Origin of the sequence: Thalassospira sp. NFXS8, from assembly GCF_040148805.1 — a bacterium.
Lineage (GTDB): Bacteria > Pseudomonadota > Alphaproteobacteria > Rhodospirillales > Thalassospiraceae > Thalassospira.
This window is the reverse complement of the sequence record NZ_JAGEMF010000001.1, coordinates 1,383,379-1,399,478: the sequence shown is the minus strand read 5'-3', so window position 1 is coordinate 1,399,478 and position 16,100 is coordinate 1,383,379. Positions and strand designations below refer to the sequence as shown.

Sequence of the window (16,100 nt, the reverse complement as noted above, 5' to 3'; positions counted from 1 at the left end):
GCAGGAGCAGTTTGACAGTGGTAAACCCGACAGTGGCAAACGCAAATTATCAGGAAAGCGCCTCGGCGTTTGAAAAACGCTGGCAGCAATATTGGCGCGAAAACGATATTTATCGCACCCCAAATCCGGGTGATGCCGATTTTGATCCGTCCAAAAAGAAAAGTGTGATCCTGGACATGTTCCCTTACCCCAGCGGGGTCGGGCTGCATATTGGCCATCCGCTGGGCTATATCGCAACTGACGTTAAGGCGCGTTACAAACGCATGAGCGGCTTTAACGTTTTGCATTCCATGGGGTTTGATGCTTTTGGCCTGCCCGCCGAACAGTTTGCCATTCAAACCGGCCAGCATCCGCGCATTACCACCGAAGCCAACATTGAAAACATGCTGCGCCAGTTCGAGGTGATTGGCCTCGGTCATGACCCGCATCGTCGTTTTGCCTCGACCGACCCGGAATATTATAAATGGACGCAGTGGATTTTCCTGCAACTGTTTAACAGCTTTTATGATCCGCTGATGGAATGGACCGGGCCGGATGGCAATGTTGTTATCGGCCGTGCCCGCCCGATTGCCGAACTGCGCCCGCTGCTTGAAACCGGTGAATGGTTGCTCGATGAAGATGGCGTTGCCCAGCCCGCCAGCATGGTGGGCGATGGTGCAAAGGCCGAAGGTGCCGCCATTGGCGCCGCCATCGACCGGTCGCGTCTGGCTTATGTCGATGAGGTGCCGGTCAACTGGTGCCCGATGCTGGGAACCGTGCTGTCAAACGAGGAAGTCACCAACGAAGGCAAGTCTGAGCGCGGTGATTACCCGGTTTACAAGCGCCCGCTTAAACAGTGGATGCTGCGCATTACCGATTATGCCGACCGCCTTGTGTCGGACCTTGCCGGTCTGAACTGGCCGAACGGCGTTGTTGAAATGCAAAAAAGCTGGATCGGCTGTTCGGTTGGCGCGCGGGTGAATTTCCCGGTTGAAACTGTTTCGGGTGTGGATAGCAAAATTGCTGTTTATACCACCCGCCCGGACACCATTTTTGGCGCCACCTATATGGTGCTGGCCCCGGAACATCCGCTGGTCGATGCCCTGGTTGCCGACGATGCCAAAGCTGCGGTTGCCGCTTATCGCCAGCAGGCCGCCGAGGTAAAGGCCGTGTCGGCCAAGGATGACGCCGAACGCGAAAAAACCGGTGTGTTTATTGGCGCCTATGCGACCAACCCGGTCACCGGCGATAAAATCCCGGTCTGGATTGCCGATTACGTTTTGATGGGCTATGGCACGGGTGCCATTATGGCGGTGCCGTCGGGCGATCAGCGCGACTTTGAATTTGCCCGCAAGTTTAATCTGCCGATCAAGGCGACCACGCGCCCGAGCGAAAACTGGCTGAAGGATAACGCCCCTGCCAGCGCGGTTGATCTTTCGGGCGATGAATTGCTGGCGAAATATGTTGAAGCCCCGGAAGCATTTGCCGCGGCCTATACCGACACTGGTGAAAACATCAATTCTGCCAATGACAGCATTTCGCTGAACGGCCTTGCCACAGCGGATGCCAAAACCCGGATGATCGAATGGCTGGAAGAACGTGGTATTGGCCGCGGTCGCACGCAATATAAATTGCGCGACTGGCTGTTCTCGCGCCAGCGTTACTGGGGCGAGCCGTTCCCGGTTTTGTTCGACCTTGAAACCGGGCAGGTACATGGTGTGGCGGAAACCGCCTTGCCGGTTTTGCTGCCCGAAATGACCGATTTTAAGCCGCAATCGAATGAAGACCCCAATTCCGAACCCGAACCCCCCCTGGCACGCGCCAAGGAATGGATGGAAGTCGCCGGGATTGTGCTTGATGATGGGTCGGTTCTGCCGGTCGATGCCAAAGCCGGTGAAACCTATGTGCATAATGGTGTTGAATATCCGGTACGTGCCTTTAAGCGCGATGCCAATTCCATGCCGAACTGGGCCGGGTCATGCTGGTATTTCCTGCGTTATTTCGATGCTCATAACGATGATGCGTTTGTGGCGCCCGAAGCGGCCGATTATTGGTCCAAAACGCTGGATGACAACGGCAAGCCGTTGGCCGGTGCGGTAGATCTGTATGTGGGCGGTGCGGAACATGCGGTTCTGCATTTGCTCTATTCGCGTTTCTGGCACAAGGTGCTGTTCGATCTGGGTCATGTGCAAACCCCGGAACCGTTCCAGCAACTGTTTAACCAGGGCATGATCACGGCGGATGCTTATACCGATGCGCGCGGCGTTTATGTTGATATTCACGATGTCGAAATGCGTGACGTTGATGGCAAAAAACGGCCGTTTAACGCCAAAACCGACGAAGCCCTGATCACGGTGCCCGGTAAAATGGGCAAACGCTATAAAAACGGTATCCCGCCGGAAGAAATCTGCGACCAATACACGATCGACACTTTCCGGGCTTATGAAATGTATATGGGGCCGCTTGACAGCTCCAAACCGTGGCAGTCTGATGCCATTATTGGCATGTTGCGGTTTTTGGGCAATGTCTGGAAACTGGCAACCCAGGCGGAACGCACCGATGTGCTCGATGCGAAAATTGACAGCCTGGTGCATAAAACCATCGAAAAGGTGGGCAATGATATTGACAATCTGCGCCTGAACACCGCCCTGGCCGCCTTGATCGAACTGACCAACGCCCTTGGCAAACAAAATGCGGTTCACGCGGACCACATTCGTGCCCTTGCTCTGATGGTTGCCCCGTTTGCGCCGCATCTGGGCGAAGAACTGGCAAGCACGCTGGCACCGGAAGAATTTGCCGCCAAAAAATCGGTGATCCGGTTTGACTGGCCGGTATTTGATGCCGAAAAAGCCAAGGACGATGAATTTGAAGTCCCGGTTCAGGTCAATGGTAAAAAACGCGGCGCCATTCTGGTGGCCGCCGATGCCGACCAGGCCACAGTCGAGGCCCTTGCCAAAGCTGAAGAAAATGTGGCGCGCCACATTGAAGGCAAGGAAATCGTCAAGCTGATCTATGTGGCCAAACCGACGCCGAAACTGGTGAATATCGTGGTTAAAGGTTAAAACTACGGTGGATTTTTAAAAATGGCGCGCCTTGCCGGGAAGCATCCGGGGCGCGCCATTTTTGTTTGTGTCATGCGTATTTCGCAAATATCGGTTTCCCGATTAAAGGGCTTCTAAAGCTCTGTTTTATGGCATAAGACATTTGTTGCAGCGCAATAAATCCTGCCGTCAGGTTATTCTGCCTGACCGTTAAGTTTCCAGATATGAGATTGTGGCCCGATGCAAACAGGGATCGTCTGTGCTGCTTGTCCCATATCGCAACCCCGGAGAATTCATGACGTCGTTTGGCAATGCCTTGCGTTTTGTCCTGTTTGTCAATGGTTTGCTGTTGGTTGTTTTGGCCGCAGCAATGACAGTCCCGATGCTGGTGGATCTTGGCATGGAAAATGCTGACTGGTGGGCTTTTGCCGGGTCGGCGGGGGTTTGCGCGTTCATCGGGGCATCGCTGGCCTTGTCTTGCCGGGGCTTGTCTGACCGGTTAAATGCCCGGGCGGGCTATTTGCTAACGGTGTCGGCCTGGGTGCTGGTTAGTTTATTTGGGTGTTTGCCACTGTATTTTTCCAGCCTGGGGCTTAGCTTTACGGATGCCTATTTTGAAACCATGTCCGCGTTAACCACGACGGGCTCTACGGTTTTAAGTGGCCTTGATGATATGGCGCCGGGCTTGCTTTTATGGCGATCGCTGATGCAATGGATTGGCGGGGTCGGCATCGTTGTGATGGCGATGATGTTGCTGCCGATGTTGCGTGTGGGCGGAATGCAACTTTTTCGCACCGAATCATCGGATATTTCCGGCAAGCCGGTGGCCCGTGTGGTGCATATGGCAGCGTTGACGGTGGCGGTTTATGTCGGGCTTTCGGTGTTGTGCGCCATTGGCTATGACCTTGCGGGCATGGGCAGCTTTGATGCCATCAACCATGCCATGGCAACCATTGCGACAGGCGGCTATTCGACCAAGGACGCCTCGATGGGCTATTTTGATTCAGTCGGTATTGAAATGGTCGGGATCGTTTTTATGGCGGCCGGGGCCTTGCCGCTGATTTTTTATGCGCATTTATTTACCAAAGGCAGCCGGGCCTTTTTTCAGGAACGCCAGGTTCTGGTATTTTTATGTGTTTTGGCCGGGGCAATCGTGCTGATGACAGCATGGAATGTCGATACCAACCATATGCCGGTTTGGCATGCGTTACGGGTGTCGGCGTTTAACGTGACGTCGGTCTTAACCGATACCGGCTTTGCCACCACCGATTTTGGTGCCTGGGGCAGTTTTGCCACCGGCCTGTTTTTCATGCTTATGATTATTGGTGGCTGTGCGGGTTCCACCGCAGGCGGGATCAAGATTTTCCGCTGGCAAATTCTGTGGGGCGGGTTGATGCGTCAACTTCGCCAGATGATTCGCCCCAATCAGATTTTATTGACCCGCTATGCAGGTAACGCTGTTGATGACCAGACCATCCTGGGGGTGCGAAATTTCTTTTTCATCTACATGATGACGCTTCTGGTCCTGTCCGTTGGTGTTATGGCAACCGGGCCGGACTTTTTATCGGCGATCACGCTGGTGGCGCAGGGGATGGCCAATGCCGGGCCAGGGTTGGGCGCATTGGGCGGCCCATCGGGCAATTTTGAAGCCCTGTCAGACCCGACCAAATGGGTGCTGATTGCAGCGATGCTGTTGGGGCGACTGGAACTGATGACGGTTTATGTTTTGTTTATTGCCGAATACTGGCGGGATTAACCGTGAGAATTGCGGTAAATGCCGTGCTATGCGTTGACGCTGTTTCTGGCAGTCGATAGAAGCAAATGGTTATTTCAGAAAATCAGAAAGTCAGCTTCATGAGCCACGGACGCAAGATTTCGGTTGTTGGGTTGGGATATGTCGGTTTGCCGGTGGCCGTGGCTTTTGGGACCGGGAATGAACAAACCGTTGCCTTTGACATTAACAAAAACCGGATAGCGCAATTGCGCGCCGGTCATGATGCAACTGGCGAGGTTGATGCCCCGGAACTTGCTGCCGCCAATTTGCTGTTGACCGACAATGCCGCCGATTTGGCCCAGGCCGACTTTCACATTGTGACCGTGCCAACCCCGATTGATCAGGCCAATTTGCCTGATCTTTCGCCATTGCGGTCGGCATCAAAAACGGTAGGCGCCATCCTTAAAAAAGGCGACATCGTTGTTTATGAAAGCACGGTTTACCCGGGGGCGACCGAAGATGTTTGCGTGCCGATTTTGGAAGCCCAATCGGGCCTGAAGGCCGGTATTGATTTTACGGTCGGCTATTCGCCCGAACGGATTAACCCCGGGGATCGCGAACATCGTTTTACCACCATTACCAAGGTTGTTTCCGGTCAGACGCCGGAAACGCTGGAAATTGTTGCAGCCGTTTATGGCAGTGTGGTAACGGCGGGCATTCACAAGGCCCCGACGATTAAGGCGGCCGAAGCCGCCAAGGTGATTGAAAACACCCAGCGCGATTTGAACATCGCCCTGATGAATGAATTGTCGCTGATTTTTGATCGTGCCGGTATTGATACCAGCGACGTTTTGGCAGCCGCCGGAACCAAATGGAACTTTCTGCGCTTTACCCCCGGTCTGGTCGGGGGGCATTGCATCGGGGTGGACCCTTATTATCTGACCCACAAGGCCGAAGAGCTGGGTTATTACCCGCAGGTTATTCTGGCCGGTCGCCGCATTAACGATGGCATGGGCGAGGTTGTTGCCAATAAGGTGATCCGGGCGATTTTGCGCAAAGGCGGGGTTGTTAACCCGACAGTGACGGTGCTGGGCCTGACCTTTAAGGAAAATGTACCTGATATTCGCAATACCCGCGTGATTGATATTATCCGCGAGCTGGAAGATGCCGGGATTACGGTGCAGGTGCATGACGCAATGGCCGATGCCGATGAAGTTGCCCACGAATTTGGCGGGTTAAAGCTGTGCACGTTTGAGGATCTTAAACCTGCTGATGCCGTGGTAATGGCGGTTTCGCACCGCGATTATGTAAGGGGCGGTTGGCCGCTGGTGCAAAACATGCTGGTCGATGGCAAGGGGTTTGTTGCCGATGTACGCGCGATGCTGCCCCGCGAAGATCGCCCGGACGGAATTGATTTGTGGCGGTTATGATCGCCCTGTCATAGCAACCGGGCAAAGATATCGCGCAGTTTTTGCGCAAAAAGATCGGGATGAAAGGCCGTTTTGCACAGGGTGCGGGCGGCCTTTGCCATTTTTGCCCGGTGTGCAGGGGCGTTGTGGGCCCGGCAAATAATATTCGCCAGTTCTTGTGCGTTTGCGGTGTCGTTTAGGACAAATCCGGTTTGATCTTCAATGATTATGTCACCAAGTGTGCCAACGTTGCTGCTGATGACGGGAACATCATGTGCCATGGCTTCCAGCACCACAAGGGGCTGTGCTTCGTTGGCATAGCGACTGGGGAATATCATAAGATCGCTGGCGCGCAGCAATGTGGTTTTGGTCGTCGGGGTAACGGCACCATGATAGGTGCTGATATCGCTGATGTCGGCATTATCCATAAGCTGACGCAGCTGTAATTCGGATACATCGCCTTCCGCCCCGGCAATATCAAATCGCAAATGCACACCTTGCTGTTTTAAAATGCCCAGCGCCTTAATCAGGGTGTCTATCCCTTTGCTGCGGATAAGGTTGGACAAAAACAGGATACGCAAGATGGCAGGTTCAGACGATCGATGTGATTCCGTGGGCGACAACAGGGGGATGTCGACACAATTGGCAAGGATGGCGATATCGCAATTTAACCCGTGGAGTTCGGGCCGAAGCGCCTCACCTAAAACGATGACGGTTTGTTTTTTAAAAACGGCCTTTTGCAGCCACGTCGCTGTTTTTGAATGATCCCGCAGGGTTTTCAGGCCACGGCCATGCAGGTGAAAAACAATGGATACACCAAATGCCCGGACCAACAAGGCATACAGGCTGTCGCGCCAGAAGGCCGCGCCAGCAGGGGCGAAACTGAAATAAACCACAGCGGGGCGGTTTAGCATCAACTGCCCCAGCAGGCGAAACAGATAGCAAAACGCCATCACATATTTGGCGCGGCTGGCGTGGCCTATTTGCGCAATGTCGCGCGAAAACCGAAATGGCAAAAGTGTAAGCGGGTAGCGACCCTGCAAAACCTCGATGGCCCGCTGGTTCATGACGGCTGCGCCATGCAGGGGCGGCGGCAGGTGTATCAGAGCCAGAATGTGTTTGGGCCTAGGCATTGTTGCACCACCCTTTGATGCGATTCAACATGGCCAGGGCGAAATGCCGCAGATCATAAAGGCGTGTCCAGAAGGGTGGTTGAACCTTGTGCCGGTATTTGGCGCGCAGTGTTAACACCGTTTCATGATAAAGGCGGGCAGGAAGCCCGGAATAATGGCGATGGGGGCCGATGTTTCGTTGCAGCAACGGGCGGGGCAGCAACAACAAAGGCCTTTGCGATTGCGTCAGGCACCGCAAATAAAAATCCAGATCCAGGCAACAAGGCAAGGATGCGTCATATCCCCCGGTTGTTCGCCACAGGGTTTTGGGAAAGACAAGACAGGAATGATGAAACGGATTGCCCCGATAAAGACGAGCAGCCGATATCGGGCGAACCGGCATGTCGTCAGGTCTTAAGGGGTGTGCAGGCTGGGGGCTATGTGCCGGTGCCGCCCCTTTTTCCTTCAGGCATGTGGCCTCGCAAAATATCAGTTGATCAGGATAACGCGCAATAAGCTGCTTCATGATTGGCAAGCGCGAAGGGGCGCTGCGATCATCTACATCCTGAATGGCGATAAAGCGCGTTTCAGCCTGTGAAATCGCCAGATTAAGCGCGGCACCCCGCCCGATTTTGCCGGGTGACAAAAGCCTGATCCTTGCGTCATCGCACAAGGGTAGCGGCAGAGAAACCGCAGGAAATGACCCGTCATCAACAATGATGGCGGCATCCCCTGGGCCAAGAATGGCATCAAGATTGGCGAAAAAACCCTGCCAGTGGCCCTGCCCGTTGTGAATTGTTGTGACCATGGTGATGGTATTATTGCAGGTGATCCCGGTAGTTTCCGTCATGAATTATGTGTTCGCCAATGCAGTTTCAGCGATGCCTGACAGGTGCCGTCGTCGGCAACGGGTTTTTGGCAAAACAGGGTTTGCACCGGGCCAAAGGCCGAGAAATGCTTTGATGGGGTTAAGTTCAACGGCGAAGACCCGGTTATTTCCAGCCCGATTTGCGGGAACGATAGCCGGTTGGGATGATGCTGTGTCGCGTGCAGGTCATGGGGTAAAAACAGCCGAAACAGGCGAATGACATCGTCGGGGCGGGGGGCTTGGCGTGACGGTGTTTCGCCATCGGGCGCGATTTCGACATGATCGGTAAATTCGATCGCATCGGGTAAAAAAACAATTCGCCGTGTTCCGGCATAGCCGCCCAAATGGTAATGCATCAAAATTGTATCGCCCTGATACGTTGCGGTGTCATAGCAGGCGAAATGATTTTGCCGCGGGCAACTTGGAAGCGGAAGGCTGGCAGCGCCATAAAGGCTGGCAAAATCCTGTTCACCGCCACAGGCCGGTAAAATGATATCGCCATGGCGTGAGGTAACAACCGGCATTGGTGTAACGTCGTATTGTGCTGCCCCGGATAAAGTAAACAGGGCTGAATAAGACGGGGTGCAATGCTGGTGAAACGATGTGGTGGTATTTTGCTGTGCAGGTTGATCCGGCGCCACGGCCCCGGTGGTGCAATGTGCCGATGTGTTAATTGCAAGCTGACCTGCGCGTAGCAGGAAAAAACCGGCAAACGCCAGATAATCAAAATGGCGGTTATAGCTGTACCAACCCGGTGTTTCGGGGGTGTCAGGCCCTGCATTTTCGGGGAAAGGCCGGTTTGGTTTATGGGCCGGGATCGCCTTTAACGATGATTTGGCCGGATGATAGGTGTGCGGCGCTAAATGGGCGTGTAAATGCAACACATTCGTCGGCGGTGTAAGGGTCGTGGCCGGTGCGGGCGATAATGATGGTTCTGTCCCCTGTGCGGTGGCATGCAAACCCGCCGGGAAGGCGCGCGCGGGAAACGGGCCGGGCGAGGGAACAGGCGCGACAGATAAATGTTCGCCCGCATTTGCCAGCAAATTAAGGGGCAAGGTGCCGTGCGCCATCAGGCTTTGTTCGATCTGGTCCAGCAACGGGGTTGCCAGGGTATCTTCCCCGGCAGAAAGCAGGGCATAAAGGGCGCTAATGGTGCCAAAACTTTGCCCGGCCCCCCGGCCAATCAGGTTGGCATGGCCGGTTGTTGCAACCAGATTTGCGATGAGCCCGGTTGCCGCCCGCCCCGCCGCCTGACAGGAAGGCCGGGTGCTAAAGCCAAGAAGGGCAGCGCAAAAAGCATGATATTGCGCCGAAAAGCTCCCTTTACGGTCCATAAAAGCCGGGCCGCTACGAAAGTTTCGGGCAATGAACCACCATAACATACGGGCAGCAAGACGCGATGGCAGATTACCTTTTTCAAGGCACAGCATTCGCAAAATTAACCAGTTGGCAACCCGGGCATTGCGATAGGTTTTGCCTGCCAAAATACGTTTGCGCAGTTGTTTGGGTATGCCCGGTGTCTGATGCAGGGCAAATTCAATGAATTCGCGGTGGTAATGCGCGGTATCGGGCAGGGTTTGCAAGGCATCAAGGGCGCGATTGATGGCAGATTGATATTTGGCATCCCCAAGCCCCTGCCACAGCGCCAGGGCAAAGGCCGTGGCGTAAAATCCGTGCCGGGGAAAGTTGCCATCCGCAGTTTGCTGGTTAAGCAATATATCGGCAATCAGAACAGCCAGCCGTTTTGCCCGGGTTTGTGCCGCCAGGGCAGGTGCCGTGCTGCTGGCAGGGGCTTTCAGGCCGTGTTGCGCAGGCTGCGTTTTTGCCGGTGTGCCTTCTGGCGGGTTTAATGAAACCGGCATGTAACCTCCAGATACAGGCTTTGCCCCGGTTTTAAAATGTTAAGTGGAACAGCTTGTATTTCCGGGGCGCGGCGGCCCCATTTTTCGCGTAATCGCCAGAATATTGCCTTGCCACCGGGTGTCTTCCACACCAGGCGTGCCAGCTTTGACGGGCAACTCAGTGTGAAAAACCGGTTGGCCCAACGTAGCCAGATATCATCTATCGGTTCGGCTGGTAACAGGCGTGCATGAATAATCCAGCAATCATCGCGGTCGCGCAAATACATATAGGGGGCAAACCGCCCGGTCCCTTCAGCGTGGTCCAATGTTACGTCGATGTGATGATGATCGTGCGTGAATAACTGAACCTTTCGGGTGGGAAACAGGCGGTATTTGTCGCTGTTATGATGCAGGAATTTCCGGTTGGCAATGATGCCGTGGTGAATAGCGGTTTTATCAAACACCAGCCGCACGACCGCATCCTGTATGGGGCCACCGGTAAGGGCAGTAAAGCGGGCAGAAAGCGTGATGCTGCCGTGTTGTTGCGACTGGCGGGTTTCATAGTCCAGCCGCCAGCGCGAATTTTGAAAGATAACATCTTGTCCCGCAAGGGTTATATGGCGGCTGTTATTGTCCAGCGTGAAAAAGGAAACCCGGTCCGAGGCCTCGAACCCCCAGGGGCCAAATTGAACAGGGCCAAAGCTGCCGCTGATCAGTTGGTTATCAACGATATGCGTGTTTAGCTTTGACATGCAAAATACCTTTGCCGCCAGACGAAAAAGCGGGGCGCGCAAATTAATAGCCCTGCCAGAAGGGCCAGTTTGACATTCATAGCCATAATAATGGTGGTGACCGCCCCATATTGCGCCAGCACCCCGGCCCCGCCAACACAAAGCACCAGCACCACAACAGCAAGCAACAGGTGCCCGGCGCGTTCCTGCACGATCAGGATGTGCCGCAACACAATTGCCAGCAACAGCGGCCATGGCGCAGCTATGCGCAATATGTCGGCATTGTTAACAGGGCTATGCCCAAACAGCACGGACAAGGCCATATCGGGCAGAACAAGCAACGCCAGCGTAATGCCGCAGGCCGGTAAAACCAGCCAGACGTCGCGTGCGAAACCGGTTTGTTTCCGGGCAAATAACACGCCGGAAATGGCGCTAAAACCGGCGGCACATAGCAATAACAGGCGATGAACCAGCATCAGGGCATCGTGATCACTTTGGGGCAGGGATGACTGCAAAAAGGCAACATCAATATTGGGCAATAACCCCGCCAGCAAAGTGAACAGAACCAGTTGCGGCCAGATTTTGATGTTTAGCGACGGAAGGCCAGGCGAAGTGTTTGCCCGGCCTTGTCGGGGTTTGCGTCGGCCAGACCATGCCCAAAAAGCCGATGCCAGACACGACGTTGCGCTAATGGCAGGGGCGCACGCATAAAGCCATACAGCGCCATTCGATGTGGTGCCGGCATAAAGGGCGGTGGCGATACCCGCAAGTTGCCCAAGCCCGCCAATCCATAAAATACGGTGAAATTGCAGGCGGGCGGTAATCATCCAGTCGGGCGACAGGGCGGCGGCCAGCGGCATGATCAGCACAGGCCACGCCACCGGCGGCAAAGCAGGGGCAAGGAAAGTAATGGCAATCAGCGCAAGGATGATGCGCAAACTAACAATGCCGAGAATAGCGGTTTGTTGCCGGTTTTGTGCCAGCCGCACCAGCAAGGGGCCACATCCGGCCTGGGTAATACTGACCGCAACGCCAATGCTGACAAGGGCGCTGAAATAATCGGCAAGAAGGCCCGGGGCAATGGCGTGACCCAAAATCAGGACCATGATGAACCCACCGGCGCGGTTAAGCACGGTTGCCGCAATCATCCAAAGCGGGGCGCGATTATCCATGACGGGTCAATACCCGGTCATAGGCTGCACTTACCCGGGTACCATAGCCTTCGGTAAGCTGGGTGCTAATGGCGGATTTTGCCCTTTCGCCCAGCTTTACGGCAAACGCGCGGTCAAGCAGAAGCCTGGTGACCGCCTTGACAAGGGCGTTGCGATCACGCGGCGGGACCAATATGCCATTATGCCCGTCTTTGATGATGCTGCCGGCAGCGGTGGTGGTGATCACGGGCAGGCCCGCTGCCATTGCTTCCTGTATCGCCAGGCTGGAACCTTCGGAAAGGGATGGCAATACAAACAGATCAGCCCTTTGCAGGGCATCAGGAACATGGTTTTGCGGTTGTTGGCCATGCCATGTTACGCCAACGGGCAGGGGGGCAAGCAGGTGCCGGGCGCAGTCATGCGCCGGGCCGATCAGCGATAATGTTATCCTTGGACCAAATTGGCGGCGCAGGGTTTTAAAACCGTCAAACAATACCGCCAGTCCCTTTGCCAGCGCCATATCGCCAATATAAAGCAGATCAAATATATCGCGGGCCAGTGAAACATCCTGCGGGCGATCAAGCATAAGGCATTGCCGGGCCAACGGGGCATCGAATGGCACGACATGAATGCGGTTGGCGGCAATGCCACAATCGACAAGGCCCTGTGCCACGCTTTGCGACGGTGCAAAAACGGCATCGGCAAAGCGGGCTTCGTCTACCCGGCGACGGGCCAGAAAAGACGATATTTCGCGCCACTTCTGATGATGGGCACGGTATTCATCGTCAAGCTGCCGGGCGCGGGTGGGGGCCAGTTGGCCGGTGACATCGCTGATGGTTAAGATGCCGTTTTTCCGGGCCTTTTGCATGGCAGGAAGGCTGTAATTGCCTTGCCCGTGCAGGATGCGTGCCGATGCGGGCATATGCGATGCGGCCAGCCACGATAACGGCAGGTCCGATGCCAGATTATGGCCCGGAAGGCGGCATTTGCGCGCCGCATAACCCAAAAGATCGGGCAGGATATGGCGACCGGGAATGGCAGCCATACAGGCATCAACCCGGCGGGACGGGCGGTTTAAAAAAAGGCCGGGGCGATGGCGACGGGCGTGAGGAAAACGTGCTGGCGGTGTAATTGGCTGGTCCGTGTGGCGCCAGAAACTATCCCAGCGGGCAAGCCTGCCCTGTTGGGCCAGATATGCGCCCAGAATGGCAAACTGGTCTATTCGGCCAATCATCCATATATCGGCAGTCATCGCGCATTGCCGTGCGCAGAATTGCCAATAAATAACGTGTCCAGCATTTTCATAAACGGCCAATCCCCCAATATGCCCGCAATGTTGCTTAATGTTAAAATCATATATGACAATTACGGGTTGAGGCAAAATAATCCCGCAATCCTGATGCTGATGCTGATGCTGATGCTGATGCTGGTGGGTGGTGTTTTACCCTAGGGCATCCCGGCAGGCGTTCCATGTTTGCCGGGCAATTTGTTGGGGGCTGACGTTAAGGATGGCGTGGTTTTGCAAGTTTAAATGCCGGTCGCAATATGCGGGGTCCGCCAACAGGCGTTTGATCGCGGTTAGCCAGCCCTTGACCCCGGGCGGGGCAAAAGGCAAAGGCAGTGGCAACATGGTTTCACCCGCCACCAGCACGTCATGGGCAACCCCGACCTTATCTGATGCCACAACAAGTGTGCGACAGCTTATTGCCTCGATCACGGCAACGCCGTAGGCATCGCCAAGCGATGGTAATAAAAACAGCCGGGCGCTGGCATAGATCGCGGGCAGCCTGTGCGGGGCCATCGGTGGTAATATGGTTGTGATGTCGCAAAGCCCGGCTCGCGCCAGTTTTTTCGTAAAGGTGGCGGTATCTTTTGTCGGCACACCGGCAATGCAAATGCGCGAAATGGCCCCTTGCCGATACAGGGTCGCCGCAATGGCCAGAAAATGGGCAAAGCCCTTGGGTTCGGTGGGGCGGCCACACCATAAAAGGTCATAGTGGCGTTGCGCAAATTTCGGTAGTGCAGTGCCCGGCAAGGGCGCAAATGACGGGGCAATTGGAACAAGCGAAATTTTTTCGACCGCCATACCATGTGCCAAAAACCACTGTTTGCCCGGATGGCTGGCGGCGATGGCCGCTGTGGCATGACGGATCATGATGCCGCGCATTTTGGCCCGAAGCCGGTTTTTAAAGACGGCATCGGACTGCGCCCAGCCATCAAAGCGGATGATATAGGGAATATTGTGCGCCCGGCACCATCGATGCGCCTGCCACATCGCCAGGCCAAAACCTGCCAGAATTACAATATCGGGTTTAAATTGCGCCAAATGGACAACGGGGGAGGACGTGATGGCGATAGCGCGATTTTCAGATAATGCCCAGCGAATACCGGGCAAAATGATTTGCGAGAATGGCCCGGTTTGTTGGGGCCAGTTGCGTTGCGGTTCGGTTTTATGGGTGCGAATAATGCAAAAATCGCCGCCTGTGGCCTGCACCATTTGTGCAAGTATCGTATGGCTATGCTGCCTGTAAGGCGGGATCAAATTGGTGATCAGTGCAATTTTCACGTTTAACTTTCAATATAGGGATGTTTTTTTGTTAACTTATGCCATCCTAGCGTTTCGTTTGATAGCAAACTGAACCGGGGGCAGGGTGCTTGGCGGAGAACAAGACGTTTTTTGATTTGCAACTGGACAGGCGGGGACCGAACCAGTTGCGGGATGATATTCTGGCGGGCCTGATGCAAAGGCACTGCCTTCGACATATTTCCCTAAACGCCATCAAACTGGTTGCTGCCCGCAAGGACCCTGCATTGTGGGGGGCTTTATTGGCGTGCGATTGCCTAAGTGCGGATGGTATGGGCATTGTCTGGGCGGCAAAGTTGCTGGGATATCGGCTGGCCGGGCGTGTTACCGGAATTGATTTAATGATCGCCCTGATGCCGGGTCTGGCCCAACAGGGATTGTCGGTTTTTTTACTGGGTGCCAGGCCTGATATTGTCGTGCAGACCCGCCATCGCCTGCTGCATGATTATCCCGGTTTAAACATCGTGGGCTGTCGGCATGGCTATGATGCGACCGACGCCGAAATGGCCGATATGGTTGCCCAAAGCGGGGCGGATGTGGTGTTTGTTGCCTTGCCCAGCCCGCGCAAGGAACGTTTTGTTGTCGAGTATGCCGATGCATGCGGGGCGCGGTTGCTGATTGGTGTTGGGGGCGCGTTTGATGTTATTTCGGGGCAGGTAAAACGTGCGCCACTGCTATGGCAAAATGCCGGAATGGAATGGTTATGGCGGGTGTTACAGGCCCCGCGCACCATGAGCCCGCGTTACGCCAGCGGCCTGTGGCAGTTCGCCATGTTGGTGGCATGGCGATGGGGAAAAAAGCACAGCACCCAAATTGCAGGTTTGTCGCGCATTAAACAGGTCGGCCTGCTGGCGATTGTGGCCTTGGTGGGTGGGGTTTTGGGGGCCGGGTCCGCATGGGGGCAAACGGGACCTTCGACCGGTTTGGCGGGAAAGGCGGTTATGGGGCCGCAAGGTGCGGGCGCGCAGTTAATACAGGAATTGTCAAAGCTAACCCCGGGCGGCGCAGGATCAACCGGTAAAGGCAGCGATACGATACGATCTGTCGCCACGGTGATGGCAGGTGTTTTTACCTCGTTGGTGCAGGTCCAACATCCCGGTATTTTACCCGTAATTGACGGGCAAACCCTAACCGGCATTCTGGCCACGTTTTTCGAAAGAGAGGACGCCACACAGCCCCGGCAAAATATTGGCATTAAAATAATTTCATCGCTGGAACAGTGTTTTGCCCAGCTGATTGTGCAGCAATTTATCCCCGCGACGTTGATGGGCGGCATACAGGGCATTTTGATGCGGGCTTTGCTGGTGGCGATTTTGCGCTATGGCAAAGGCGGGGGCGATCCGGCGCAACTGGCCTTTCGATATGCGCCCGGCCTGTCGGCGGCGGCATTTGGCATGACGGGCGATGGGTTCGAGCGTTTCTCGCCGGTTAATCAACCCGCGCAGCCCCCGCAAAATACGGGCATTGATGTTTATCGCCCCGGTGTGGTCGGGCAGGTTTTTGCCGCCCCTGACCATGGCGATAAATATATCCCCGCCCCGTTTGAAGACGAAAAACCGCTGACCCAAACCCCCGGTGGTAACAATGACTGGTGGCCCGACGATGCCAGCCCCCGTTAGGTTTTTTCCATGGCGCCCGTCATTTTCCCCCCATGTTTCAGGCCTGATATA

General features: G+C 55.1%; 12 protein-coding genes. 5 read left to right on the top strand and 7 right to left on the bottom strand.

The features are described from left to right. Positions 1-17 precede the first annotated feature (17 nt). The 3 genes from leuS (at position 18) to J4E05_RS06345 (ending at position 6,164) form a co-directional block, all read left to right on the top strand. Positions 18-3,041 (top strand): leucine--tRNA ligase, encoded by a 3,024-nt coding sequence (gene leuS, locus J4E05_RS06355; RefSeq protein ID WP_349593486.1) that lies wholly within the window; start codon positions 18-20, stop codon positions 3,039-3,041. A 274-nt stretch (positions 3,042-3,315) separates the two neighbouring features. Then, positions 3,316-4,776, top strand: a complete 1,461-nt coding sequence (locus J4E05_RS06350; RefSeq protein WP_349593483.1) for a TrkH family potassium uptake protein — start codon at positions 3,316-3,318, stop codon at positions 4,774-4,776. A gap of 98 nt (positions 4,777-4,874) precedes the next feature. Next, positions 4,875-6,164 (top strand): nucleotide sugar dehydrogenase, encoded by a 1,290-nt coding sequence (locus J4E05_RS06345; RefSeq protein WP_349594653.1) that lies wholly within the window; start codon positions 4,875-4,877, stop codon positions 6,162-6,164. Between the two features lie 8 nt (positions 6,165-6,172). On the opposite strand, the gene J4E05_RS06340 is transcribed toward J4E05_RS06345, so the two are convergent. The 6 genes from J4E05_RS06340 to J4E05_RS06315 are packed head-to-tail and all read right to left on the bottom strand — an operon-like array spanning position 6,173 to position 13,098. After that, positions 6,173-7,276, bottom strand: coding sequence for a glycosyltransferase family 4 protein (locus tag J4E05_RS06340; RefSeq protein WP_349593481.1), 1,104 nt, complete (start codon positions 7,274-7,276; stop codon positions 6,173-6,175). Then, complete coding sequence (locus J4E05_RS06335) at positions 7,269-8,105, bottom strand: glycosyltransferase (RefSeq protein WP_349593478.1); 837 nt, start codon at positions 8,103-8,105, stop codon at positions 7,269-7,271. The genes J4E05_RS06340 and J4E05_RS06335 overlap by 8 nt, the downstream gene beginning before the upstream one ends. After that, positions 8,102-9,985 (bottom strand): hypothetical protein, encoded by a 1,884-nt coding sequence (locus J4E05_RS06330; RefSeq protein ID WP_349593475.1) that lies wholly within the window; start codon positions 9,983-9,985, stop codon positions 8,102-8,104. The genes J4E05_RS06335 and J4E05_RS06330 overlap by 4 nt, the downstream gene beginning before the upstream one ends. Next, positions 9,970-10,716 (bottom strand): hypothetical protein, encoded by a 747-nt coding sequence (locus J4E05_RS06325; protein ID WP_349593472.1) that lies wholly within the window; start codon positions 10,714-10,716, stop codon positions 9,970-9,972. Before J4E05_RS06325 ends, J4E05_RS06330 begins: the two co-directional genes overlap by 16 nt. Continuing rightward, positions 10,704-11,867 (bottom strand): hypothetical protein, encoded by a 1,164-nt coding sequence (locus J4E05_RS06320; RefSeq protein ID WP_349593469.1) that lies wholly within the window; start codon positions 11,865-11,867, stop codon positions 10,704-10,706. Before J4E05_RS06320 ends, J4E05_RS06325 begins: the two co-directional genes overlap by 13 nt. Further along, a complete protein-coding gene (locus tag J4E05_RS06315) occupies positions 11,860-13,098 on the bottom strand; it encodes a glycosyltransferase family 4 protein (RefSeq protein ID WP_349593466.1) in 1,239 nt (412 codons plus the stop codon). The genes J4E05_RS06320 and J4E05_RS06315 overlap by 8 nt, the downstream gene beginning before the upstream one ends. Positions 13,099-13,170: 72 nt before the next feature. Here J4E05_RS06315 and J4E05_RS06310 point away from each other — a divergent pair, with 72 nt between their 5' ends. Beyond that, positions 13,171-13,296: a hypothetical protein gene (locus tag J4E05_RS06310; RefSeq protein WP_349593463.1), complete on the top strand. Its 126-nt coding sequence runs from the start codon at positions 13,171-13,173 to the stop codon at positions 13,294-13,296. Here J4E05_RS06310 and J4E05_RS06305 read toward each other — a convergent pair. Continuing rightward, positions 13,288-14,412, bottom strand: a complete 1,125-nt coding sequence (locus J4E05_RS06305) for a glycosyltransferase family 4 protein (RefSeq protein ID WP_349593460.1) — start codon at positions 14,410-14,412, stop codon at positions 13,288-13,290. The two genes, J4E05_RS06310 and J4E05_RS06305, sit on opposite strands and share 9 nt — an antisense overlap. A gap of 89 nt (positions 14,413-14,501) precedes the next feature. Between J4E05_RS06305 and J4E05_RS06300 the strand changes: the two genes are divergently transcribed. Beyond that, the gene (locus tag J4E05_RS06300; protein WP_349593458.1) at positions 14,502-16,049 is read left to right on the top strand and encodes a WecB/TagA/CpsF family glycosyltransferase; all 1,548 of its coding nucleotides are present in this window, start codon (positions 14,502-14,504) and stop codon (positions 16,047-16,049) included. Positions 16,050-16,100 lie beyond the last annotated feature (51 nt).